The following is a 24,981-nucleotide window of genomic DNA, read 5'->3' on the forward strand; positions in this document are numbered from 1 at the left end:
TCCCCGGCGTCTCAGCGGCGGATCATCGGATCCTGGGTACGGGGACCTTGGCCCAGTCGAGGTCGGCGGCCAGGTAGAAGCCGGGGTAGGCGGGCTGGTTGTAGCCCGTCTGCTGCCTGGCCACCTCGACCCGGTACTGCGGGTCGTGCATGAGGGTGTAGAGCTTGCGGTCGGTCACCTCGGTGCTGAGGTGGACGCGGGCGGCGGTGCTGTCGGTGGTGCGCATCACCAGTTCCTCGCGCCAGTCGCCGAGGATGTCGGCGACCAGGCCCGGATTGCCCTTGGTCCCGTTGTTGGCGAGGGTGCCGGTGGCTGTCAGCAGCGTGCCGCGCTTGAAGTCGTCGACGGTGGGTGTCTGCGGCACCGTGGTGGCGGTGCCGTTGACCAGCTGGGTGGTCATGTCGGCTGCCCAGCGGATGCTCTGGTTGGTGCCGGGCGTGATCACGCCCAGGTGCTCGCCGCGCGCGGACCACAGGCCGGCCTGGATCTCCTGGTTGGGCGGCATCGCCGACCAGGCTTCCATGCCGCGGACGGCCGGGTCGATGTCGCCGACCATGCCCCGGCCGGTGTCGCGGCCGCTGTAGCCGCCGAACAGGACCCGGCCGGTGGCGGCGTCGCGCATGGCCCAGCCGTACGGCGCCCACGTCCCGCCCTCGTGCACGGTCCAGATCTCCAGACCGGGCCGGTCGGGGTCGAGGTCGCCGACGTGCATGGCGTCGCCGTGGCCGAGCCGGACGTTCTGGCCGGGCACGCTGCTGTTCGGCGGGGCCACGTCGAAGGAGGAGTACAGCAGGCTGCCGTCGTCGTCGATGGTGGCCGCGCCGTACACGATCTCCTGCCTGCCGTCGGCGTCGACGTCGGCGACGCTCATCGAGTGGAACCCCTGGGTGGTCAGGGTGGCGAAGGCGGGATTGCTGCCGTCGACGCCGTGTGGGGAGGCGTTGAAGGGGTTGGCCATCGGGGCGTGGCCGCTGTCGACGAACCAGCGCTCCTTGAGCGTGCGGCCGTTCCAGTCGTAGGCGACCAGGGTGGTGCGGGTGTAGTAGCCGCGGGCGAAGACCGCTGAAGGGCGCTTGCCGTCGAGGTAGGCCACCGAGGACAGGAAACGGTCGACGCGGTTGCCCGGCTCGATGCGGGCCATCGCGTAGTCACCCCACAGCAGGCCGTCGTCTCCCCGGCCGGGCTTGTAGTCGACGGTCTGCAGTTCCCTGCCGGTGGCGCCGTCGAAGACCGACAGGTATTCGGGGCCCTTGACGACGAAGCCGGCGAACTCCCGCAGGCGGTTGTTGCCGCTGCGCGAGGGCGCGTAGACGTCGACGAAGTGGGTGGCCAGCTCGGTCGCCGCCTGGCGGGAGAGCGGGTAGGTATGCGTCGGCGTGATGCCGAAGGCCTGCTCCAGCGTCGCGGGCCAGCGCCCGGTGACCACCTCGGGGTGCTCGTGCCACGTCATGAACATGTCCACGAGGTGGTCGAAGTAGCCCGCGGCGCTCAGGCGGTAGTCGTCGGTGTGCGAGTAGCCGGGCCGCGGCATGGTGACGAACCGCTCCTTCTGGGGATTCCCGGCGGTGTCGTAGCGGATGACCTTGGTGCCCGGCGCGGTCTTCAGCATCACCTCCGAGCGGCCGTCGCCGTCGAAGTCGTAGACCAGGAACTGGGTGTAGTGCGCGCCGGACCTGATGTTGACGCCCAGGTCCAGCCGCCACAGCAGCCTGCCGTCGAGCGTGTAGGTGTCGAGGTAGGTCGGGCCGGTGTAGCCACGCTGGGAGACGTCCTTGGCGTTGGAGGGCTCCCACTTGACCACCAGCTCGTAGCGGCCGTCGCCGTCCACGTCGCCGACGCTCATGTCGTTGGCCGCGTAGGTGTACGTCTCCCCCACCGGGGTCACGCCGTCGGCGGGCTTGCGAAGCGGCACATCGTAAAACGATTCACTCCAGGGCCGGACGACAGCACTCTTTCTGCCCTCCCTGCCCCTTGTGATCGGGGCGACCGCGTACCTGGAGGCGGGCGTGCCCGCGACGTCCCGGTAGTTGGTGCTGTCGGTGACCGTGGCGATCGGGCGGCCGTCCCGGTAAAGGCGGAAGTCGGCGCCGAGCATGCCGCTCCGGCCCGTCCCGGTCACCTCAGTACCCAATAAACGCCAGCTCAGGAAGATACCGTTCGGGGTGGTCGTGGCGACGAGACCGCGGTCGAGGCGCTCCATCCGGATGCGCGGATCAGCGGCGGCGGGGGTGACCGTGAGGACGCACACGAGTGCGGCCAGGATCGTGAAGGCTGAGCGGGCGGCGCGCATGACGGAGCTCCTGGGGGGTCGGAGCGGTTAAAACGATATACCTGCTGGAGATTATGAGCGTTAACATCGGCAGTCAAGACTTCGCTCTCTCCGGTATTCGGAGTTCGCTCCCCGGCCTCTCCGCCTCGTCGCCCCCGTACTTCGCGACACGGTCGAGCTCCATCCGCGGCTCATACCGCACCCGACCTGGACGGCTTCACAACGAGACCATCCGCAGCATTCGACGTCCGCGCCGCCGTTGATCCCGACCCTTCACAGGCAGTGATGAAGGGAAAGCATGAAACCTTCACGCCGCCGCCGGGGAGTGCCAAGGGCTCTGGGAGCGCTCACAGGGCAAAAAAAGGCCTTGTCGCCACCAGGGGCGATCACATCCTCGTCGGCTGGGCTTTCAGCTCGGACTTCAAATGGGCACTTTCCGGGCGTCAAGTTGTGCGTTACTGTGCACGTTCACAGAGCCCCATCAAGCCTGTGAGAAGAACGCGTGGCCTTACCCCCTACCCTGACCTGCGGCTTCGCACCCGATCCCCCGTCACCCCTGCCGCAGAACCTGCGGCGACACACCCTCCGCCTGATCGCGACCGTCGGCACCGCCGTCCGGCGCAACGACACCAGGACGGCTCAAGCGGACTGACCGCCCACTCGAGCCCCAAGACGCGAGCGCCAGCGGGTCTTTCTGTCACGCCTGTCCACAGACGGCCTTGGCCGGCGGCACCGGCCCCATGCACGACCGGCCGCGCCGCCTGCTTCGGCAACTGCTGTGATCCCCGTTTCTGATCTCCGCCCTGACCATCGGAGGACTCCATGAAAAGGATCTTGGTGGCATGCGCCGCCGTGACCGTCTCCGCCGGGCAACCGGCCCACGCCGCCGCATCGCTCAGCGTACTCTCGGCGCAGACATCTGCTCCTTGCGGCGCGCGCTGGATCTGGGCGCGAAGTACTCCGACGCCGGTGACGTGCAGTGAGATTCGCCGGACATCCTCAAGGAGGTCGGCATCGACCACGCCCGCCTGCGGATAAGGACAAGGTGCTGCAGCATGCCGGAACGGTCAAGGCCAAAGGGCTGAAGCAGATGGTGGACTTCCACTACTGCGGCGCCTGAGCCGACCCCAGCAAGTAGTACAAGCCGACCGCCTGGCCCAGGCAACCGCAGATCGACGTCTATCGCGAGCAGCGGTGACGAGCGGACAACATGGCCGCCTTCGACAGGACCGGCCACATCGATCCTCATGTTCAGTGGACACCGTAAGCCTGAGCCACCGTACCCGCCGAGCACCCTGCTCCCGGCAGGGCCAGGGCCCGTGCCACCCGGGACGCCGGCCCGTAAGAAGCCGATGGTCCGTCGTGCAGACGACGCCGTACCAGTGCAAGCCTCACGAGAAAGCGCGGAATCACATGGGTTCTCCTCGGTCGGATGGCCGCGTGCTCGGCCCGCCGGGCTCTTCGAGAGTCGTCGTTCTCACCGTCCTCGCCTTCCTGGCGACCATGCTGTCCGTACCACTCGCGGCTCCGGCCGGGGCGGTGACGGATCTGGCGCTGGGCAAGGCCGCCAGCACCGACTCCAGCCAGTCCGGGCGTGGCGCGTCTCTGGCCAACGACGGTGACACCACGACCCGCTGGTGCGCCGCCGACGGCGGGACCGGCCATTGGTGGCAGGTCGACCTCGGAAGCGCGGCGACACTGACCGGCACGCAGGTGCGCTGGGAGTTCGCCCGCGCCTACAGATACCACGTCTCGGTCTCCACCGACGGCTCGACCTGGACGCGGGTGGCCGATCGGACGGCGAGCACGTCCACCGCCCAGGTGCAGGGCGACACCTTCTCCGCGACCGCCCGGTATGTGCGGATCACGGTGACCGGCCTCGCCGCGTCAACGTGGGCGAGCATCGCCGACTTCAAGGTCTTCGGCACCGACACCGGTCCCCCGCCGGGGCCGGAGCCGGATCCGGCACTGCGCTCCAGGTGCACCGGCGCCTCGCCGATCATCTGCCACTTCGACGTCCAGCCGGGCAACTACGACGTGACCGTGATCCTGGGCGATGCGGCCACCCCGGGCGTGACAAGCGTGCAGGCGGAGGCTCGGCGTACGGTGTTGCCCTCCGTGCCGACGGCGGCGGGTTCGTACGCGCGGTATTCGTTCACGCTGAACGTGCGCCAGCCCGAGGGCCAGCCGACAGGACAGGGCGGCACCGGGAGGTCTGGTCTTGACCTGGTCTTCTCCGGGACGGCCCCGAAGTTGAACGGGATCGGGCTGGCCCCTTCGAGCGGGCCCGTGCTGTATCTGGCGGGCGACTCGACCGTCTGCGACCAACCGGTCGCGCCGTACACCGGGTGGGGGCAGCAGCTCCCGCAGTACTTCAAGCTGGGCCTGTCGGTGGCCAACTACGGCGACTCGGGCGAGAGCTCGGGCAGCTTCCTGTCCAACTCGGCGCTGTTCCCCGCGATGAGGCCGCTGATCCGGAGCGGCGACACGGTGCTGATCCAGTTCGGGCACAACGACAAGTCGACGACCGCCTCGGCGTTCGCCTCGAACCTCACCAGCCTGATAACCCAGGTGCGGTCGCGAGGCGGAACGCCGGTGCTGGTCACGCCACCGGTGCGGCGGCTGTTCTCGGCCGACGGCACGCTTAACTCGACGGCGCTGCACGTCAACGGCGTGGGCGTGAACCTCCCGGCCACGATGCGGCAGGTGGCGGCGACGCAGAACGCGCCGCTGATCGACCTGACCGCCGCGAGCGAGGCGCTGGTGGAAGGGCTCGGCCCAAACGGCTCGGCCGCGCTCTACCTGCCGGAGCTGAACGACAACACGCACTTCTCCTCGAACGGAGCGAACGAGATGGCCAAGCTCGTCGTGCAGCGCATGCGCGAGCTGAACCTGTCGTCGTTTCCTTACCTGCGATAACCCACCCCCCACCCACCCGTTGGAGTTTTCATGTCCTTACGCAGACCACGCACCGCACTGCTGTCCGCCGGCGTCGCGCTGACGGTGGCCACCACCGGTGTCGCCATCGCCGCGGAAGCCTCCGCGGCGACCCGCTACGAGGCGGAGAGCGCGCCGGCCACGTGCGCCGGTCTCATCGAGTCCAACCACGCCGGGTTCTCCGGCAGCGGATTCTGCAACGCCGACAACGCGGCGGGCGCGGCGGCGCAGTTCACCGTGACCGCGCCCGCCGCCGGCACGGCCACCATCAACATCCGCTACGCCAACGGCGGGACCTCCAACCGTCCCGCCGACGTGCTGGTCAACGGCACGGTCGCGCACACCGGCAGCGCGTTCGACCCCACCGGCGCCTGGACCACCTGGATCACCAAGACACTGACCGTGTCGCTGAACGCCGGCGACAACACCATCCGGCTGAACCCCACCACCGCCGGCGGCCTGGCCAACATCGACTACCTGGAGACCGACCAGGGCGGTCCGAACCCGAACCCGACCGGCCGCCAGATGGAGGACCTCAACCGCGGCCTGATCAGCGTGCGCTCGGGAAGCGGCAACCTGGTCTCGTGGCGGCTGCTCGGCACCGAGAGCATGAGCACCGGGTTCAACCTCTACCGCGGCTCGACCAAGCTGAACTCCTCACCTCTCACCGGCGCCACCAACCATTTGGACAGCGGCGCCCCGGCCGACGCCTCCTACACCATCCGCGCGGTGGTGAACGGGGTGGAGCAGGCGGCGTCCGAGCCCTCGCTGCGCTTCGCCGGCGGCAACTACCTGGACGTGCCGATCTCCAGGCCGGGAAGCAACTACACCGCCGGGGACGCGAGCGTCGGTGACGTGGACGGCGACGGACAGTACGAGATCTTCCTCAAGTGGGATCCGAGCGACCAGAAGGACAACTCCCAGTCCGGGGTCACCAGCAACGTCTACATCGACGCCTACCGGCTCAACGGCCAGCGGCTGTGGCGCGTCGACCTGGGCCGTAACATCCGGGCGGGCGCGCACTACACGCAGTTCCAGGTCTACGACTACGACGGAGACGGCCGGGCCGAGCTGGCGGTCAAGACCGGCGACGGCACCGTGTCCGGCACCGGGCAGGTGATCGGCAACGCCGGCGCCCTGCACCGCAACTCCGACGGCTACATCCTCACCGGCCCCGAGTACCTGACCGTGTTCAACGGGCTGACCGGCGCGGCCATGTCCACGGTGAACTTCGATCCGGCCCGCGGCAACATCAACGACTGGGGGGACAACTACGGCAACCGCGGCGACCGGTTCCTGGCCGGCACGGCCTACCTGGACGGCCAGCGGCCGAGCATCATCATGGGCCGCGGCTACTACGCCAAGAGCACGATCGCGGCCTGGGACTTCCGCGACGGCCAGCTGACCCGGCGCTGGAAGTTCGACTCCGGCAGCGCCGGCAGCCAGTGGACGGGCCGCGGCGCGCACTCGCTGTCCATCGCCGACGTCGACGGCAACGGCACCGACGAGATCATCTACGGCGGCATGACCATCAACGCCAACGGCACCGGCCGCTACACCACCGGCTTCTACGCCCACGGCGACGCCCTGCACGTCGGAGACTTCGTGCCCGGCCGTGCCGGCAAGGAGATCTGGATGATCCACGAGCAGAGCTCCGGCGCCGCCGCCACGCTGCGCGACGCCGGCAACGGCTCGGTCATCATGCAGAAGAACAACACCTGCAACTGCGAGGGCCCGGCCCGCGGTGTGGCCGCCGACATTCACGCTGGTAACGCCGGCGGAGAGTTCTGGGGAACCGGCACCGGCCTGGGCAATCTCTTCAACGCCTCCGGCGGCAATGTCGGGCGTAACCCCAGCAGCTACAACTTCCTGGCCTGGTGGGACGGCGACCCGGTGCGGGAGCTGCTGGACGGCAACCATGTCGACAAGTACGGCACCGGCGGCGACACCCGCCTGCTCACCGCCTCCGGAGCGCACTCGGTCAACGGCACCAAATCCACCCCGTCCCTGTCCGGCGACCTGTTCGGCGACTGGCGTGAAGAGATCATCCTGCCCCGTGACGACAACGCCGCGCTGCGCATCTACGCCACACCCGTCCAGACCGACCGGCGGATCTACACGCTGATGCACGACGCCCAGTACCGCGTCGCCGTCGCCTGGCAGAACACCGCCTACAACCAGCCGCCGCACCCCAGCTTCTTCCTCGGTGACGGCATGAGCACCCCGCCGCAGCCCAACATCTACCTCCGCTGAAACATCCGGCGCTCCGGCGGCCCGGCACCCACCGGGCCGCCGGGCCGCCGGGCCGCCGGGCCGTGACCCGGGCCGATGGCGAGTCGCCCCCCAGCCTCCCCTCGCTCCCCAGGAGCCTCGATGAAATGGCTACCGAAGATCTCGTTACTCGCGGCGATGACGATGGCACTGGCCGGTGCTCCCATGGCGTTCGCGACAGGCGCGCACGCCGCGACGACCCGGTATGAGGCAGAGTCGGCACCCGCCGTGTGCGGCGGTGTCATAGCCTCCGACCACTCCGGCTACTCCGGTGGCGGTTTCTGCGACACCACCAACGCGGTCGGCAGCTCCGCGCAGCTCACCGTGAGCGCACCGGCCGCGGGCACCGCCACCCTGGTCATCCACTACGCCAACGGCACCACGACGAACCGTCCGGCGGACATCGGCGTCAACGGGACGACGGTGCGGTCCGGGCTCGCCTTCGAGGGCACCGGCGCGTGGACCACCTGGGCGACCAGGAGCCTGCCCGTGCAACTGAACGCGGGAACCACCACCGTACGGCTCGCCGCGACCACCGCCGGCGGACTCGGGAACATCGACTACGTCGAGGTCACGACGGGCGGCGGGGACGGCTCGCCCACCGACTCGAACATCCGTTTCGTCGGCCGCTGGGACACCCGCGACAGCGGCGCCTACGTCCCCGGCTGGGCCGGCGCCTATCTCACCACGAAGTTCACCGGCACCACCGTCAAACTGAGGCAGCGCAACGCCATCGACCTCTACTACAGCATCGACGGCGGCCCCGACGTCTACCTGCAGAACGTGCGAGGCACCGTCAACCTCACCCCGGCACCGCTGGCGGCGGGCACCCACAGCCTGCGCGTGTCCTACCGGGTGGTGGCCGGCTCCTACCACGGCGACGCGGTGTTCCAGGGGCTGGTGCTCGACCCGGGCGCGCGGACACTGCCCGCCGAGCCGTCCCGCGGCATGGTGGAGTTCGTCGGGGACTCCATCACGGTCGGCACCACCACCTCGAAGAACGCGCTCACCGCCTACGGATGGCTGGTCGGCGAGCAGCTCGGCCTGGATCACATGCAGGTCGCCCAGGGCGGCGCCTGCCTGGTGAGCGCCACCGACGGCTGTGTCGGCCTGGACCGGCGGTTCGTGAAGGTGAGCGCCGCCGACGGGGCGGTCGACCATGACTTCACGCGTTACCAGGCGGACGTGGTCGTGATCAACCTGGGCACCAACGACACCGGTCACGGAGTGTCCACCACCCAGTTCCAGACCTCCTACACCGAGCTGCTGCGCACGATCCGCGCCAGGTACCCGGAGGCCGCGATCCTGGCCCTGGAGACCTTCCGCGGACGGTTCGTGCCGCAGACCCAGGCCGCGGTGCAGACCGTCAACGACGCCGGGGACCACAACGTCTTCTTCGTCGACACCGGCGGCTGGGTGCCCGCGGACGGCCTGACCGACGCCGTCCACCCCAACGACATCGGGCACCGCGCGATCGCGGCGAGGCTGGCACCGATCGTGGCCGCCCACCTCGCACCGAGCGGCGCGTCCACGTCCACGTCGAGCAGCGCGTCCTACACCTGCAACCCGGCTCCTGCCCCGGATGCCTCCGCGCCCGTGGACTTCTCCGGCGCGGAAAACGGCGCCGGATGCGCACCCGGCTGACCCGCCTGCCGCCGCTGCCGTACCCGCGATGACCCGGCCCCACCCACCTGCTGGAGTTCCCGATGTCCTTACGAAGAAGGCTGTCCGTCGCCGTCGCGCTGACGGTGGCCACCACCGGTGTCGCCATCGCCGCGGAAGCCTCCGCGGCGACCCGCTACGAGGCGGAGAGCGCGCCGGCCACGTGCGCCGGTCTCATCGAGTCCAACCACGCCGGGTTCTCCGGCAGCGGATTCTGCAACGCCGACAACGCGGCGGGCGCGGCGGCGCAGTTCACCGTGACCGCGCCCGCCGCCGGCACGGCCACCATCAACATCCGCTACGCCAACGGCGGGACCTCCAACCGTCCCGCCGACGTGCTGGTCAACGGCACGGTCGCGCACACCGGCAGCGCGTTCGACCCCACCCGCGGATTCCTGACCGAGACCTTCGACGTCGGCCGGGCCACCGGCGTCCCGGTCATCGACCTCCACAAACTGAGCTACACCCTCTACAACACCCTGCGCTTCTGCCCCTTCAACGGCGACTACTCCTCCGGCCCCGTCGGCGCGTTCTTCGCCGACGACCACACCCACTTCGAGGCGGCGGGCGCCCGCCAGATCGCGGGCCTGGTCACCACGGCGGTACGCGACCAGCAACTCGCCCTCTCGGCGTACCTGAGGTGACACTCGGCCCGCCCCGGGAGTCCCGATGAAATTCGTCGGAGATCTCAGTTGTCACGGTCGCCCAAGGCGATCCACTGGACATCTCCAAGAGCGCCGACGCGGACCACGACCACCACAGTCATCCCCGCATCCAAGGAGTCATCCATGACCATGCAACGACGGACATTTCTCAGCGCGAGCGCGGCCGGAGCGGCGGGCCTCGGCCTGTCCCTGCTCGGCGCGGGGCAGGCGCTCGCCGGCGTCGGGTCGCTGGACCCGGCACCGACCACGCCGTTCGCGGTCGGCGTGCGCCGGTATGACTGGACCCGTGGCAGCCGCCCGTGCACCACCTACGTCTACTACCCCGCCACCGGCACCCCCGGCGGCAACCCGGTGACGAACGCCTCGGTCGCCAACGGTGTCTTCCCCGTCTACAACTTCACCCACGGCTTCCAGAGCAGCCCGCAGAACTCCCTGTTCATCATCCGGGCCCTGGCCGCGGCGGGCTTCATCGTCCCCGCCCCGCATTTCAACCACAACTTCACCGACGTCAGGAACGGCGAGACCTCCAAGGACGTCTCGCAGGTCCTCACCCAGACCCTCGCCCTCAACGCGAGCGGACCGCTGGCCGGGCACATCGACATCGGCATCGGCGTCGGAGTCTCGGGCCACTCCCTGGGCGGCATGATCACCCATGGCCTGCTGACCTCCTGGCCCGACAGCCGGATCGTCTCCGCCAACCCGCAGTCCTGCGAGGACATGGGCAACCCCGCCGCCTCGGTCTCCGCCAAGGTCCTGTTCGTCCACGGCGACCGGGACTCGACCACGCAGTACGCCTCGGCCCGGCAGGCGTACACGGAGATGACCTGGCCCAAGGCGTTCCTCACCTTCGTCGGCGGCAGCCACACCAGCTTCTGGAGCGACAACCGCTTCCCGAACACCGTCGTCGACTGGGCCCGCTGGACCATGTACGGCGACACCGCCGCACGCGACCGCCTCCCGGCCGACGCGGCCGGGTCCAACACCAGGTGGGAGGCCCAACTGGGTGACTCGCCCGGCGGCCCGGCCGCCTACACCCTGGTGGCCCAGCACAGCGGCAAGGCCGCCGACGTCGACGGGGCCTCCACCGTCGCCGGCGCACGGCTCATCCAGTGGGCCACCGGCAATCGCCCCAACCAGCAGTTCGAGTTCGTGGACTCCGGCGACGGTCACGTCCGCCTCAAGGCCCGGCACAGCGGCCTGTTCCTCCAGCCCACGGGCACCGCGACCGGCGCGGACGTCGTCCAACGGGCCGACACCGGCGCCATCGGCCAGCAGTGGCGCGTGGTCGACCACGGCGGTGAGGTGATCAGCCTCGTCAACCGGGAGTCCGGCCTGGCCATGGACGTCTGGGAACAATCCACCTCCGACGGCGCCCGCATCTCCCAGTGGACCTACAACGGCAGCCCCAACCAGCGCTTCACCCGGCGCCGCGTCTGACACGAGACCTGCCGGGTCACCGCTCGGGCAACAGGGCGGGCGGTGCCCCGGCATGACGCGAACACCCCTTCACAACCACCCTGGACGGCTTCGATGACACAGCCCTTCCACAATCGGACCTCACCGCGACGCCCGTACAGACGTCGCACCATATTCGTCCTCGTCGGCGCGCTGATCGCGAGCGCCGCCGCACTGGTCACGGGACCGTCGGCGAACGCGGCCGTGATCGACCCGTTGGCGTACTACCAGATCGTCTCGCGGCACAGCGGCAAGGCGGTCGAGATCGCCGGCCAGTCGACCGCCGACGGCGCCGCCGTCCAGCAACGGACCCGCGCCGACCAGGCGGGCCAGCAGTTCCAGTTCGCCGACGCCGGCGGCGGCTACTACAAGCTCCGTGCCCGGCACAGCGGCAAGGTGGTGGACATCTCCTCGGCGTCCACGGCGAACGGCGCGAACGTCGTCCAGTGGGCCGACAACGGCGGCACCAACCAGCAGTTCCGGGTCGTGGACACCGACAGCGGATACGTCAAGCTCGTCAACCGCAACAGCGGCAAGGCCCTCGACGTCTGGGAGCAGTCCACCGCCGACGGTGCGCGGATCTCCCAGTACACCGACACGGGCGCCGCCAACCAGCAGTGGCAACTGGTCCGGGTCGGCACGGCACCGGCCCCGAAGTACGCCGGCTACCTGTTCAGCCACTTCACCGGCGAGGGCACCTCCGCCGGCGAGCAGGTCTACTTCGCGCTCAGCCAGGGCAACGATCCGACCCGGTGGCGCCAGCTCAACGGCGGACAGCCCGTGCTGACCTCGGCCGTGGGGACCCGCGGCGTGCGCGACCCGTTCATCATCCGTTCACCGCAGGGCGACAGGTTCTACCAGATCGCCACCGACCTGCGGATCTACGGTAACGGCAACTGGGACCAGGCCCAGCGGACGGGCAGCAAGTCCATCGTGGTCTGGGAGTCGACCGACCTGGTGAACTGGAGCGCGCCGCGCCTGGTCCGCGTCTCGCCGGACACGGCCGGCAACACGTGGGCCCCGGAGGCGTACTACGACGAGACACTCGGCCAGTACGTCGTGTTCTGGGCGTCGAAGCTGTACTCCGCCGGCGACCCGAACCACACCGGCACCACCTACAACCGGATGATGTACGCCACGACATCCGACTTCCGGACCTTCAGCGCCCCGCAGGTCTGGGTCGACAAGGGCTACTCGACGATCGACTCGACGCTCGTCAAGCACAACGGCACCTACCACCGCTTCACGAAGGACGAGCGGAGCGCGTCGCAGACCGCGTGCGGCAAGTTCATCCTCGCGGAGAAGTCGACGACCGTGCTCAACCGCGACTACTCGTTCGTCGCGGACTGCATCGGGAACAACGCGATCAACCAGGGCGAGGGTCCGCTGGTCTTCAAGTCGAACACCGAAGAGCGCTGGTACATGTTCATCGACGAGTACGGAGGCAGGGGTTACGTACCGTTCACGACCACCGACCTGAACACCCGGCAGTGGTCGCCCGTCTCCGGCTACACCATGCCCGGCCGGCCGCGCCACGGTACCGTCCTGCCGATCACCCAGGCCGAGTACGACCGGCTGCTGCAGCACTGGGGCTGAGCCGCCCTGTGGTGGAGCCGCCGGCCGCTCGACACGCCGAGCGGCCGGCGGCCCACCCGTGTGATCACCGGTCGAGGTCGCGCCTTGCCAGTTCTGCGGCTTTGCCTTTTTTCGCCGTACAGCCGGCAGAACCTCGGCGTGCTTGCCGGCCGACTCGCTGGTCATGGTCGTGTGAACGAAGGGGTAGTACTGTTTCCACGCTCTCGGACAGGAAGAGGATAGAGGCGGTGCTGCGACTCAGCGTTCCGGAACACTTCGGGCCACCTCGTACGGGACATCTGGCGATGGGCGACGAGCCTGGCCGGCCGGATGCCATCACGGTGAACTCTCGTCACCTGAGCAGGGGCGGGGCGCCCTGGTTCCCCATCATGGGCGAGTACCACTTCAGCCGCTACCCCGCCGCCGAGTGGCGGGAGGAGTTGCTGAAGATGCGGGCCGGCGGGGTGGGCGTCGTCGCCGCGTACGTCTTCTGGAACATCCACGAGGAGGTGCGTGGCCGTTATCTCTGGAGCGGCGACCACGATCTGCGCCGGTTCCTCCAGCTGTGCTCGGAGGTGGGGCTCGACGTGGTGGTGCGCATCGGGCCTTGGGGGCACGGTGAGTCCCGTTACGGCGGCTTTCCCGACTGGTTGATGGCGGCCGACTGCGAGCCGCGTACCGACGACCCCCGTTATCTCGCCTTGGTCCGTCCTTGGTTCGAGCAGATCGGTGCTCAGCTTCGGGGGCTCACCCGCGCCGGCGGCGGGCCGATCGTCGCGGTCCAGGTGGAGAACGAGCTGTACGACCAGCCCGGTCATCTCCTGACGATCAAGCGGCTCGCCCGGGAGTGCGGCATCGACGCTCCCTTGTGGACGGCGACCGGATGGGGGCACGCCCAGCTGCCGCCCGGTGAGGTGCTGCCCGTCTTCGGCGGCTACTCGGAGGCGGCGTGGGACACCGCGCACGACGGATGGCCCGCCCAGAGCCGGGCGCACTACTTCTTCGGGCCCGGCCGGGACGACGACTCCATCGGGGCCGACCTGCGTGAGACGGGCACCGCTCCCGGAGAAGCCACGGGCCGGCCCGCTTCGGCGTCCGGCGGGGAGGAACACCTGGCCGACTACCCGTTCGCCACCTGTGAGCTGGGCGGCGGCATGTACACCTCCTACCACCGGCGCGCGATCGTCGCGGCCCGTGATCTGGCGGCGCTCGCCATGGTGAAGCTGGGCAGCGGTTCCTCGTGGCAGGGCTACTACCTCTACCACGGCGCCTCGCAGAAGATCGGTGAGCTGTCGACGCTGCAGGAGTCGCACGCCACGGGCTATCCCAACGACTGCCCGGTGGTGAACTACGACTTCCAGGCCCCCCTCGGCGAGTACGGCCAGTTTCGCGACTCCTACCGGCACCTGCGCCTGCAGCACCTGTGGCTGGCTACCGACGGGGCCGCTCTGGCGACGATGAGCCTGGTCATGCCGGATGACGCGCCGTCCGACACCGCTGACCGCGCGTCACTGCGCTGGGCGGTGCGCTCCGACGGGGAATCCGGTTTCCTGTTCGTCAACAACCACCAGCCGGTCGAGACGTTGCCCGCACACGATGACGTCCGGTTCGCGATCACGATCGGCGGACGGGAACTGCTCGTGCCGTCGCGGCCGGTGTCGATTCCCTCCGGCGGCTACTTCGCGTGGCCGCTGAACCGGCCCCTCGGCGGCACGCTGCTGCGCTGGGCCAGCGCACAGGTGGTCTGCGTCCTGGACGGTCCGGAGCCGGTGCTCGTGCTGACGCAGACGGCGGGCCTGCCGGTCGAGCTGGCACTGGACGCGGCGACGGTCACCTCCGTCGACGGCCCCGCGACGGCGGCCCGCCTCGGTGACGACGTCGTCCTGTCGGCTCTCGTCCCCGGCCTCGACTGCCTGCTGCGGGTCGCCGCGCCGGACGGGACGACCACACGCGTCCTGATCCTCGACGAGGAAACGGCGCTGGCGGCGGTCCGCGCGCACGTCGCGGGCCAGGACCGGCTGGTGGTGTGCGACAGTCCCGTGGTGCCCGACGGAGACCATCTGGTCGTGTACGGTGACGCCCCCCTCCGGGTCTTCCCGCCCCTGCCCGTTCCCCTGGGAACGGGCAGGACCCGCCCGCCGGCCCCGGCCGAGGTCACCCACCTCGCCAAGGCCGGCCCGCCGCGGGCACCGGTGATCGACGAGGCGGCCGGGCGCGCGTCCGCGCCGGTGGACGCGGACTTCGACAACGCCGCCGTGCATCACCTCACCGTCCCCGAGGAGGCGTTCGACGGCGACGAGGAACTGCTCCTGCGCCTGGACTGGACCGGCGACGTCGGCCGCGCCTATGTCGACGGACGGCTCGTGGCCGACCAGTTCTGGTACGGCCCCGTGTGGGAGATCGGCCTGCGCCGCTTCCGCGACGAGGTCGTCCAGCACGGACTGGAACTGCGGCTGTTGCCGCTGGGGCCGGACGCACCCGTCTACCTCTCCCCCGAGGTCCGCCGGAATGTCGGCCCCGGCGGGCTGGTGGAACTACGCTCGGCCACGCTGGTCCCGGTGACACGCACCGTCCTCACCGCGGCGCAGGCATGATGAGCATTCTCGCCCGCGCGTGAGGCGGGCGGGCCTTCCTGCGGACGGTACGGGCACCACTGCCGGATATCCCGCTCATACCCACCGGAGGAACGGACACGGCGGATGTGCCCACCGGCCTGCTGATGCGCCACCGGCGCGTCGCCGGGCGAACCACCGTGACCTACCACCGCCACGGCCAGGCCGGATCCCGTCTGGCGCCGGGCGACCTACCGGGATCGCGGCCGGGTTCCGCACGCCTGCCGCACCTCACCGGCATCACGCCGACGCTCGGCGAGACGGTGACGGCCTTCGACGGCCGGCGGGACGTCACGGTGGAGCGCGGACGGGTTTTTCCGGTCGGCGGAGAAGTGGTCGCACTTCTCATCCTGCCGCGGAAAGACCCGCCCCCTCCTCCAGACCCCACCGGCTCTCACCAGCGTCGTGACCCGCGGCGGCCGGCTGTGGCTAACCGGCCGCGGCGTTGACGTCGAGGTGGTCGATGTTGGGCAGTCCGGCCGCCGTGGTCGGGTCCAGCCGGACGGTGTTGCCGCCGGCGTTCAGGGAGACGGTCAGAGCCTCGGTGGACCAGGCCGTCCACGTCCCGGTGGATCCGAACGAGACCGTCCCCACCGTGGATCCGTTGACGATCAGGTTCGCCGGCCGTGCGCTGCCGCTACTGGCGCCGTTGGCGAACCGGATCCCGAGTGTCGCCGTGCCGGCCGCCGAGGCGTTCACCGTGAACTGGGCGTAAGCGCCCACGGCGGCGTTGCCGTTGCAGAACCCGCTGCCGGAGAAGCCCGCCTGGTTGGAGTCGATCGTGCCCTGGCACACCGCCGGCGCGGTCTCCACCTCGTACCGCTGTCCCGGCGGCGTGCCACCGGAGGTCCTGACGAGTGCGAGGTCGTCGACGAAAAGGTATCCGTTGCCGCTCGCCGCTCGGACGGTGACGGTGGCGGTACCGGCCGCCAGCTGGATGCCGGCGAGTTCACGACGGGTCCAGCCGCTTGAGGCCGGGACGTTGAGCGTGCGCGAGTTACCGCCGGCGTCGGTGACCGTCACCTGCGCGGCGCTGAGCGAACCGGTGGTCCTGGCGAACAGCGACAGCCCGTAGGTGCCCGCCGGTACGGTGATCTGCTGCCGCACGCCACCGGCGTAGGCCTGCGAGGCCCCGATCTGCAGCGCGAAGCGAGATCCGTTGGCACCGCCGTTGGCGTTGGTCACGATCGAGCTCGGCCCGGACTCGCGGAAGTTCGTCCATCCCTGCACCTGGGGGACGATGATGCGGTCGGCCTGGAAGGCGGGGTTGAGAATGTAGTTGTTCGCGGGCCCGACACGCCACTCTCCGGTCGTGGCGTTGAACTGCCACTGGCTCACGGAGTGGAACTGCGGCCGGGCGCCGGTCCTGGTCACCGGCATCCACTGGTTGTAGCCGATGCCGTTCCAGGCGAAGTCGGCCCAGCGGTCACCGGCAAAGATCACCGTGTTCTGCTTGGTTCCCTTGACGGTGACGAAGAACCCGGTCTGGGTCACGTGGCTGTAGTCCATCTCGGTGCCCGCGAGCGTGTACTCGCCGGTGTAGGCGCCCTGGATGTTGCCGGTGGTCGACTCCAGGACGTGGGTGACCGAGGTGTTCCAGCCGTGCAGGTCCGACGCGGCGTGGTAGTACTTGCCGTCGAGCTTGAACATGGCGTTGCCCTCGCGCCCGGCGGAGTTCTGGCCGATCTGCACCCCGGGCTCGATCCGCAGCGAGTCGGACTCCCTCAGCTTGGAGACGAAGGCGCGGGAGCGTCCCTCCCGGTTGGAGAAGATCAGGTAGTCCTTGCCGTCGTCGTCGGTGAAGACGGTCTGGTCTCCGGTGCCCGTCGTGGGAGAGTTGACGATCTGGATCTGGAAGTGGGCGTAGTCGAAGGTGTCGGTGGGCGAGTCACCCCGGAGGATCAGAACCCCGTTACCGCCCATCGACGGGAGGTACGCCTGCACGAGGAGCACGTACTTGCCGGTGTTCTCGTTGTAGGAGACGCCAAGACGTCCCACCCAGCCCGCCTGGCCGAGGTTGGCCCCGCCGCCGAGACCCGTGGAGCGGGTGGCGACGCGGTTCTCGAACTTCCAGTTCACCAGGTCCTTCGACGAGTACACCGGGATCGACACGAACGAGACGTCGCCGTCGTACTTCCTCGTGGGATTGGCCCGATAGAGCTCGGCGCCCGTGTAGTGCACGCCGTACCAGTAGTAGGTGTCGCCGAACTTGAAGACGCCCCCGCCTTGGGAGTAGATGGGGTTGCCGCTGGTGTCGTTCCAGAAGGTGTCGTTGGTGATGGTCTGGAACGTCCCCTCGTCGGCGGCCTCCAGATCACCGGCGGCGGTCACCAGCGCCGTCTTCGCGGCGGCGACCTCCGAGGCGGTCGCCGAGGCATCGGCGACGACACCGGTCGCGGTGGTCAACGCCCTGGCGAAGGGTGCCCAGGAGGCGCCGGTGTACCTGCTCGCGGAGCGGGTCCGGTAGTCCGCGACCAGCCTTTTGAGGCCGCGAACCATCACCAGGCCGTCAGCGGCGCTCTGGAGCTTCGCGCGTGCGGTCGCGTCCTCGCTTCCCCCTCGCGTGAGCGCCGCCGTCGCGTTCCTGGCCGAGGAGAAGGACGCCCACGACTCAGCGGTGTAGTCCGCGGCGGAGTGACCGGAGATGTGACCGGAGGGAGCCGCGGCTGCCTGGGGTTCGGCCGCCGCGGCGATACCACCGGGTGCCGCCGATATGAACAGCAGCGCCGCGACGACCAACCCTCCCCGTTTCAATGCCTTACTCACGGTGCGCATCATGGTGTGCCTTTCGTTCATCATCGTGGCGACGGCGCTGTGCACGCTCAGCCGTTGACGTCGAGGTGGTCGATGTTGGGCAATCCGGCCGCCGTGGTCGGGTCCAGCCGGACGGTGTTGCCGCCGTTGTTCAGCGGAACCGTCACGGTCTTGGTGACCCACGTCGTCCAGGCGCCGGTGGACTCGAACGAGACCGTCCCCACCGTGGATCCGTTGACGATCAGGTTCGCCGGCCGTGCGCTGCCGCTGCCGGCGCCGTTGGCGAACCGGATTCCGAGCGTCGCCGTACCGGCCGCCGACGCGTTCACCGTGAACTGGGCATAAGCGCCCACGGCGGCGTTGCCGTTGCAGAACCCGCTGCCGGAGAAGCCCACCTGGTTGGAGTCGATGCTGCCCTGGCACACCGCCGGCGTGATCTCCGCCTCGTAACGCCGTCCTGACGGCGTGTCGCCGGACCGCTCGAAGGCCCCGAGGTCCGGGGCCTGCCCGGTGTAGGGCAGGCCGACGTCGGTGCCCTTGTCGACCAGGGTGCTGTTCGCGGCGGGGCGGAGATGAGGCAGCACGGGCAGGCTACCGTCGCCCTGGCGGGGCGCGTCCCAGCCGGAGGTCGACACGCTCTGGAACTGCGAGTCCGACAGGGCGACGCCCAGGTCCCAGGAGTTGTGCGCGGAGCTGGTGCCGGCCATGTTCGACGTCGGCGTGCCCGTGTAGGCGAGGTTGTTGCGCAGGTTTCCCCGGCCGGCGGCGGCGCCGCTGGAGGTGATTCCCAGCATGTTGAAGTTGGGGTGGTTGCCGTAGCCGGTGTTGTTGAAGTAGTCGTTGGCCACCGGGTGGTGGTTGGAGTAGAAGCCCGCCGCCTTGTTGAGGAAGGCGACGGAGAAGCGGACGGTGTGCTTCACCGCGCCGGAGTCGTACTCGGCGCCGAAGCCTCCCGCCTTGAAGCCGACGCCGTTGCCGGAAGGCGTCGTCGTCCCCGGCATGTACCCGTTACGCCAGGACCACGAGTGCTCGATGGTCACGGGCGAGTAGGTGGAGATGAGGTCGTAACCGTCATCGGCGTTCCACCAGGCGCGGCACCCGCGGAACACGTTCGCGGGCCGGCCGGCCGGCGTGTAGTGCACACCGAAACCGTCGGCGTTCTCGCCGGGCCCGTCCGAGCTGTTCGGGTCGTAGTTGTCGTGCGAATCCGAGTTGAGAACGAGGTTGCCGCCCCCGCCGTTGACGAACAGGCCGGTTCCCATGTGGTGGTGCGTGTTGATCAGCTCGAAGACGTTGTTGTCGCCCGAGACCCAGATGCCCCAGGACTCGGCGTTCAGGGTGTTGTTCTGCGGCACACCCCTGACCTCCAGCCCCTTGAGGTGGAGGTGGCTGCCGGTGACGCCGAACCCCTTGATCCGGCAGTTGTCCGTCATGCGGGAGAAGTCGAAGACCGGCTTCTCCCCGGGATAGGCCTGGTAACGGATCGGATTACCGGAGGCGCCGCTCTTGTTCAGGGTGATCGCGTCGACCCGGGCCGTCTGGCTGGCGCAGTTGCTGTTCGCGCGGGTGTAGGCGTAGGTGCCGCCCCGAAGGTAGACCGTGTCCCCGGGCTGGGCGGCCGCCTGCGCACGGGCGATCGAGGCCCACGGAGCGGCCTGGGTCCCCGCCGCGCTGTCGCTGCCGTTCGGGGCCACGTAGTAGACGGCCGCGGTGGTCGCGCCGCTCGCCGCGGTCGTGCCGGGCACGATCACGGCGACCATGACCAGGATCGCCGGGGCGGCGACCCGGCGAAGAGCTCGCCACCGTTGTGTGAGATGCATCGGGATCTCCTTGGCCGGGTGATCAGGATGAGCTTGCGAAGGCGGACGACCGAGCAGGCCGGATGGAGAAGGGCCGGCCAGGGCCTCCCCGGGTACGCGGCGATGTCGGAGTGCCTTCTGACATCGGCGAAGCCGACACGCCGGCTCGTTCCGAACTGATCACTGGGGGTGTGGATGATTCGCGGACAGACGGTCCCTGCCAGGCGGGTCGCGACCGGCGCTCCAGCAGTGCCGGACGCGATCCCACGATGGGAGGAACAGAGTGGGGCGAGCCTGTACTTGTTTCGTCTTCGTTGCAGCGAGGAGCGCAGATTGTTAAAGCGGTTTAACCACAAGAGGTGAGCCGCTGTCAACATCCGTCGTCGACCTCGCGGTAAAAGTCACCACCGGCCAGCCGAGCCGATGGGTGCGCCCTGAACGTTTCATGCGCCAGGGCCGGGATCCGTGCCGCCGGCGGACGAGGTCGGACACCAGACCCGGTGTCCGGCCGGCCGTCCGGGACCGCCGCCGCACGCGGACGGCTCGCGCAGGACCGCCGCCCTCTGGACTCCCACGACCGGTCAGAACACGATGAAAACGTTTACGAGAGAACTGGCCTGAAGGTCGACGAACACCGGCGGCACGGCGAAACCGTACGCCAGTACACGCGGCACTCCGAGAGCTCGATCGCGCGTCCCGCCCCGTCCCCTCGCTCGCCGTCGTCGCGTCTCGGCACCGACCCGGTGAAAGTTTCACAGCATGGGCCGCGTCATGGTGGGAAATCTTCGGCGACGCCCGTCCCGCGACGGGCGCACAACCAGACTTCCATGACGTCGGTGACGCGGCCGGGCAACGCGTCGGCACACTCGCAGGTCCAGGTCTTGATGAACACGTCGGCGTGACGATGGCGCGGCGGAGGGGGAAGCCACCTTCCCTGCGATCGGGAAGCCCGTGGTCACGATGAGTGATCGCGACGACGCCGTGTGTCCTTCATGTCGTTCCGGGAGATGCCGCACGCCCCCTTGACGAAGGCGATGTTGGTGTTAACACTAAGAATCAATCTCCTCACAACCCCGTGAACCGCTGGTTGCACAGAGGAGTGTTAACGCTAACAACATCGGCGACAGCCCTTTGTTGAGCACCCGCATCAGAAGACTTCCGAGAGGAAGAACAACCGCCTCCGCCGTTGATTGTTAACGTTAACAACCATTGTGACCTGTTCCCTCTGCTGATCGTCCAGACAAGAGGACCCCCCATGAACAGACTCTCAAGCCCTCCCCTCCGACACGACCGCCGTGGCGTCGGCGCCGCCTTAGCGGCAGCCGTCGTGGTACTGCTCGCGTTGTGCCAGTCGATCGTGACCGCGTCCCCGGCCGCCGCGGCCGTCATCGACACCGGCGCCTCCTACGTCCTGGTCAACCGGCACAGCGGCAAGGCGATCGACGTCCTCGACCGCGCCACCGGCGACGGTGCCCCCATCGTCCAGTGGTCCCGTAACGACGGCGCCTGGCAGCAGTGGCAGTTCGTCGACTCCGGCGGCGGCTACTACCGGCTGCGCTCACGCCACAGCGGCAAGGTGCTCGACATCTCCTCCCGCTCCACCGCCGACGGCGCCAACGTCGTGCAGTGGGCCGACAACAACGGCACCAACCAGCAGTTCCGCGTCCTCGACAGCGACGCGGGGCACATCCGCCTGATCAACCGCAACAGCGGCAAGGCCCTGGAGACCTGGGAGTGGTCCACCGCCGACGGCGCCCGCCTGTCGCAGTACACCGACGCCGGCGGCGCCAACCAGCAGTGGCAGCTGGTCAAGCTCGGCGGCTCCGGTGACCCCACCACCCCGCCGTCCGCCTACCCTCCTCCCGGCCCGGTCGCCGGTGACGTCGGCGTGCACGACCCGGAGGTGACCAAGACCCCGGGCGGCACCTACCTGCTGGCCCACACCGGTGACAACATCTCGCTCAAGACCTCCACCGACCGCACCACCTGGCGCAACGCCGGGTCGGCCTTCCCCGGGGGCGTCTCGTGGGCGCACCCCTACACCGGTGGCGGCAACCACGTGTGGGCGCCCGACATCACCTATGTGAACGGGCGCTACCACATGTACTACTCGGCCTCCAGCTTCGGCTCCAACCGTTCGGCGATCTTCCTGGCCACCTCCACCACCGGCGCCTCGGGATCGTGGACCCACCAGGGCCTGGTCATCGAGTCCCGAACCAGCGACAACTTCAACGCCATCGACCCCAGCATGACCATCGACGCCCAGGGCCGCTGGTGGCTGACCTTCGGCTCGTTCTGGTCCGGTATCAAGCAGATCCAGCTCGACCCGGCCACCGGCAGGCGCACCGGCACCACCCTCACCAGCGTCGCCGGCCGGGGCGGCGGCGCCATCGAGGCGCCCACCCTCGTCCGCCGCGGCGACCACTACTACCTGTTCGTCTCCTTCGACCGGTGCTGCCAGGGCGCCTCCAGCACCTACCGGATCATGGTGGGCCGCTCCACCTCGGTCAACGGCCCCTTCACCGACCGCAACGGGGTGGCGATGAACTCCGGCGGCGGCACCGAGATCCTGGCCGGCCGCGGCAGCGTCCACGGCCCCGGCCACCAGACCTACCTGGACGACACCGACGGGTCGATCCTCTTCTACCACTACTACGCCGACAACGGCGCGTCCCTGCTCGGCATCAACAAGCTCGGCTGGGACGCGGCCGGCTGGCCCTTCGCCTACTAACCGACATGCGGGACCGAAACCGGGGCCCGGCCGACCCGATCGTCCCGCCTCGCCCCGTGGCGGCTCCGCTCCGGCGACGTGGCCGACCCGCCGTACCCGCACGCCGGAAACCTTGCTCTCACCCCTCGCGGACTGACCGTCGCCGGTCAGGCCGCCCAGGCCACCTTCCGGGTGGCCCGGGTGACGGGCGACCTCGCCCGATCCCCGGTTCGCGGACCGGCCCCGCCCCCGGCACCGATACCCGTAACCCGAACGATGTCAGGAGTGACCGTTGTTACTGTCCCCTCCCCGAGGAACGGCATGGCGAGTGCTGCTGCTCGCCTTGGCCGGCGTGCTGGCCCTTGCTCTTGATACCGCCGTCAGCCCCGGTCGCGCCGCGGCGGCGCCCGGGCCGTCCTTCACCAATCCCGTCGTCGGAACGCCCAACAGTGCCGACCCGACGCTGGTCTTCCACAACGGCTTCTACTACTACGTCGCCACCACCTGGTCGGCCGACGTCGTGATGCGCCGCTCGGCGACGATCGCCGGTCTGCGCAGCGCCCCCGAGCAGGTCGTCGTGCGGACCGGCGGCAACACGATGTGGGCCCCGCACCTGGAGATGGTCGACAACCGCTGGTACCTGTACTACTCGGTGGAACAAGGCAGCCTGCCCCGCCGCACCCACGTCGCCGAAAGCGCCGGCTCCGACCCGATGGGCCCCTACACCATCCGCGGGATCGTCAACCTGATGCCCAACAACGGGTGGGCGATCGACGCCAGCCTGCTCAAACTCAACGGCAATCTGTACATGACGTTCTCGGCCTTCGCCTCCGACGGCCTGCAGTCGCTGTTCATCGCGCCGATGTCCAACCCGTGGACGGCCGGCGCCTTCGGGACCCGGATCTCAACGCCCACCCTGGCCTGGGAACGCCAGGACGGCGCCGTCAACGAGGGCTCCTTCGCGCTGCAGCGAGGCGGCCGCACCTTCCTGACCTACTCGGCCAGTCACTGCAACGGCCCCAACTACAAGCTCGGCATGCTGGAGTACCGAGGCGGCGACCCGCTGGCGGCAGGCTCCTGGACCAAGTTCCCCAACCCGATCTTCCAGCGCAACGACGCGAACGGCGTCTACGGCCCGGGCCACCACTCCTTCTTCACCTCCCCCGACGGCACCGAGACCTGGATCGCCTACCACGCCAACTCCTCGTCCGGCCAGGGCTGCGGCACCACCCGCACCACCCGGGTGCAGAAGATCTCCTTCAACGCCGACGGCACCCCCAACCTGGGCGTCCCGGTGTCGACCTCCACCGTGATACCGGGCCCCTCGGGTGAGGCCGCCCCCGCCACGGTGCGGATCCGCAACCGGCACAACAACCTGTGCCTGGACGACTACAACGCGGCGACCGCCCCCGGCGCCGAGGTGCGCCAATGGACCTGCAACGGCCAGGCCAACCAGGACTGGCAGATCACCCCGGCCGCCGACGGCTACTCCACGATCGTCAACCGGCACAGCGGCCTGTGCCTGGACAACACCGACTGGGGCACCGCGGCCGGCTCCCCCGTCCAGCAGTGGACCTGCAACGGCCTGGCCGTCCAGCAGTGGCGGATCACCTCCGTGGGAGGCGGCTACTCCACCCTGACCAACCGGCACAGCGGCCTGTGCCTGGACAACTACAACTGGGGCACTGCGGCCGGCTCCGAAGTGCGGCAGTGGACCTGCAACGGCAACAACGCCCAGCAGTGGAACATCTCCTGACGAAGAACAGGGGCACCCCGCGGACGCAGGGTTTGCTGCTGGCGGATGCCGATCCACAGAATCTTGACGGCGGTTCGGAGAAACGGGGAAACCGGATCGCCGTCGAGCAGGAAGGTACAGAACCGCAGGAAAGGCATAACTCTTATCGGCGACTCATCTGAGTCGCCGCTGGGCCGGCCAACAGCGGTTGTCACTCCTTCCAGGCGGTGAACCCGCCGGGCTACTACCTGCGGCATCACCACATGCCGCTCACCCTGCAGCGTGACGACGGCACGGCGATCTTCAAGGGCGACGCCACGTTCTGCGGCAGGGCGGGACTGGCAGGCGGCGATACGGCCTCCTTCGAGTCGTGCGACCTTCTGGGCCGTTATCTGCGCCATTACAACTACAAGATGCGGCTGGATTTGAAGGCGTCCGCTTCGGCCTTCGCCTCCGGCGACTCCTTCACCGTGACCTTCTCCCCTGGCCTGACAGAAGGATGACCCTGATGCCCCCACCGCACGCGCGCCGCGCCCT

At 69.2% G+C, this 24,981-nt stretch carries 13 protein-coding genes and 1 pseudogene; 11 read left to right on the top strand and 3 right to left on the bottom strand.

All coding sequences use genetic code 11. The annotated features are described in order from the left end of the window. Window positions 1-22: 22 nt before the first annotated feature. Complete coding sequence (locus tag ACVCAG_RS42190; protein WP_440088897.1) at window positions 23-2,290, bottom strand: rhamnogalacturonan lyase; 2,268 nt, start codon at window positions 2,288-2,290, stop codon at window positions 23-25. Window positions 2,291-2,771: 481 nt separating this feature from the next. Between ACVCAG_RS42190 and ACVCAG_RS42195 the strand changes: the two genes are divergently transcribed. From ACVCAG_RS42195 to ACVCAG_RS42230, 8 genes are all read left to right on the top strand, one after another. Beyond that, a complete protein-coding gene (locus ACVCAG_RS42195) occupies window positions 2,772-2,921 on the top strand; it encodes a hypothetical protein (RefSeq protein WP_440088899.1) in 150 nt (49 codons plus the stop codon). A 788-nt stretch (window positions 2,922-3,709) separates the two neighbouring features. Next, complete coding sequence (locus ACVCAG_RS42200) at window positions 3,710-5,188, top strand: discoidin domain-containing protein (protein WP_440088901.1); 1,479 nt, start codon at window positions 3,710-3,712, stop codon at window positions 5,186-5,188. Between the two features lie 30 nt (window positions 5,189-5,218). Beyond that, on the top strand, window positions 5,219-7,459 hold the full coding sequence (locus ACVCAG_RS42205) for a rhamnogalacturonan lyase family protein (RefSeq protein ID WP_447191481.1): 2,241 nt from the start codon (window positions 5,219-5,221) through the stop codon (window positions 7,457-7,459). Window positions 7,460-7,579: 120 nt separating this feature from the next. Next, window positions 7,580-9,121: a GDSL-type esterase/lipase family protein gene (locus tag ACVCAG_RS42210; RefSeq protein WP_447191482.1), complete on the top strand. Its 1,542-nt coding sequence runs from the start codon at window positions 7,580-7,582 to the stop codon at window positions 9,119-9,121. 62 nt (window positions 9,122-9,183) lie between these two features. After that, window positions 9,184-9,783, top strand: a complete 600-nt coding sequence (locus tag ACVCAG_RS42215; RefSeq protein WP_447191483.1) for a CBM35 domain-containing protein — start codon at window positions 9,184-9,186, stop codon at window positions 9,781-9,783. Window positions 9,784-9,927: 144 nt separating this feature from the next. Then, the gene (locus tag ACVCAG_RS42220) at window positions 9,928-11,241 is read left to right on the top strand and encodes an RICIN domain-containing protein (RefSeq protein WP_447191484.1); all 1,314 of its coding nucleotides are present in this window, start codon (window positions 9,928-9,930) and stop codon (window positions 11,239-11,241) included. A gap of 93 nt (window positions 11,242-11,334) precedes the next feature. Continuing rightward, window positions 11,335-12,855 carry an RICIN domain-containing protein gene (locus ACVCAG_RS42225; RefSeq protein ID WP_447191485.1) on the top strand — a complete coding sequence of 507 codons (1,521 nt, stop codon included), beginning with the start codon at window positions 11,335-11,337 and terminating at the stop codon, window positions 12,853-12,855. A 320-nt stretch (window positions 12,856-13,175) separates the two neighbouring features. Continuing rightward, entirely contained in the window at window positions 13,176-15,428 is a 2,253-nt protein-coding gene (locus ACVCAG_RS42230; protein ID WP_447191486.1) for a beta-galactosidase, read from the top strand. Between the two features lie 447 nt (window positions 15,429-15,875). Here the strand turns inward: ACVCAG_RS42230 and ACVCAG_RS42235 are convergent, their stop codons facing one another. Together ACVCAG_RS42235 and ACVCAG_RS42240 are read right to left on the bottom strand one after the other, a co-directional pair. Then, entirely contained in the window at window positions 15,876-18,212 is a 2,337-nt protein-coding gene (locus ACVCAG_RS42235; RefSeq protein ID WP_447191487.1) for a family 43 glycosylhydrolase, read from the bottom strand. A 56-nt stretch (window positions 18,213-18,268) separates the two neighbouring features. Next, complete coding sequence (locus tag ACVCAG_RS42240; protein ID WP_447191488.1) at window positions 18,269-20,020, bottom strand: right-handed parallel beta-helix repeat-containing protein; 1,752 nt, start codon at window positions 20,018-20,020, stop codon at window positions 18,269-18,271. Between the two features lie 1,234 nt (window positions 20,021-21,254). On the opposite strand from ACVCAG_RS42240, the gene ACVCAG_RS42245 reads away from it, so the two are divergent. The 3 genes and pseudogenes from ACVCAG_RS42245 to ACVCAG_RS42255 form a co-directional block, all read left to right on the top strand. After that, the gene (locus ACVCAG_RS42245) at window positions 21,255-22,730 is read left to right on the top strand and encodes a family 43 glycosylhydrolase (protein ID WP_440088914.1); all 1,476 of its coding nucleotides are present in this window, start codon (window positions 21,255-21,257) and stop codon (window positions 22,728-22,730) included. A gap of 307 nt (window positions 22,731-23,037) precedes the next feature. Next, complete coding sequence (locus ACVCAG_RS42250) at window positions 23,038-24,465, top strand: family 43 glycosylhydrolase (protein ID WP_440088915.1); 1,428 nt, start codon at window positions 23,038-23,040, stop codon at window positions 24,463-24,465. Window positions 24,466-24,638: 173 nt separating this feature from the next. Next, window positions 24,639-24,947: pseudogene (locus ACVCAG_RS42255) on the top strand (AbfB domain-containing protein); the annotation flags it as partial. Window positions 24,948-24,981: the final 34 nt, after the last annotated feature.

It is taken from the genome of Streptosporangium sp. G12, from assembly GCF_052983175.1.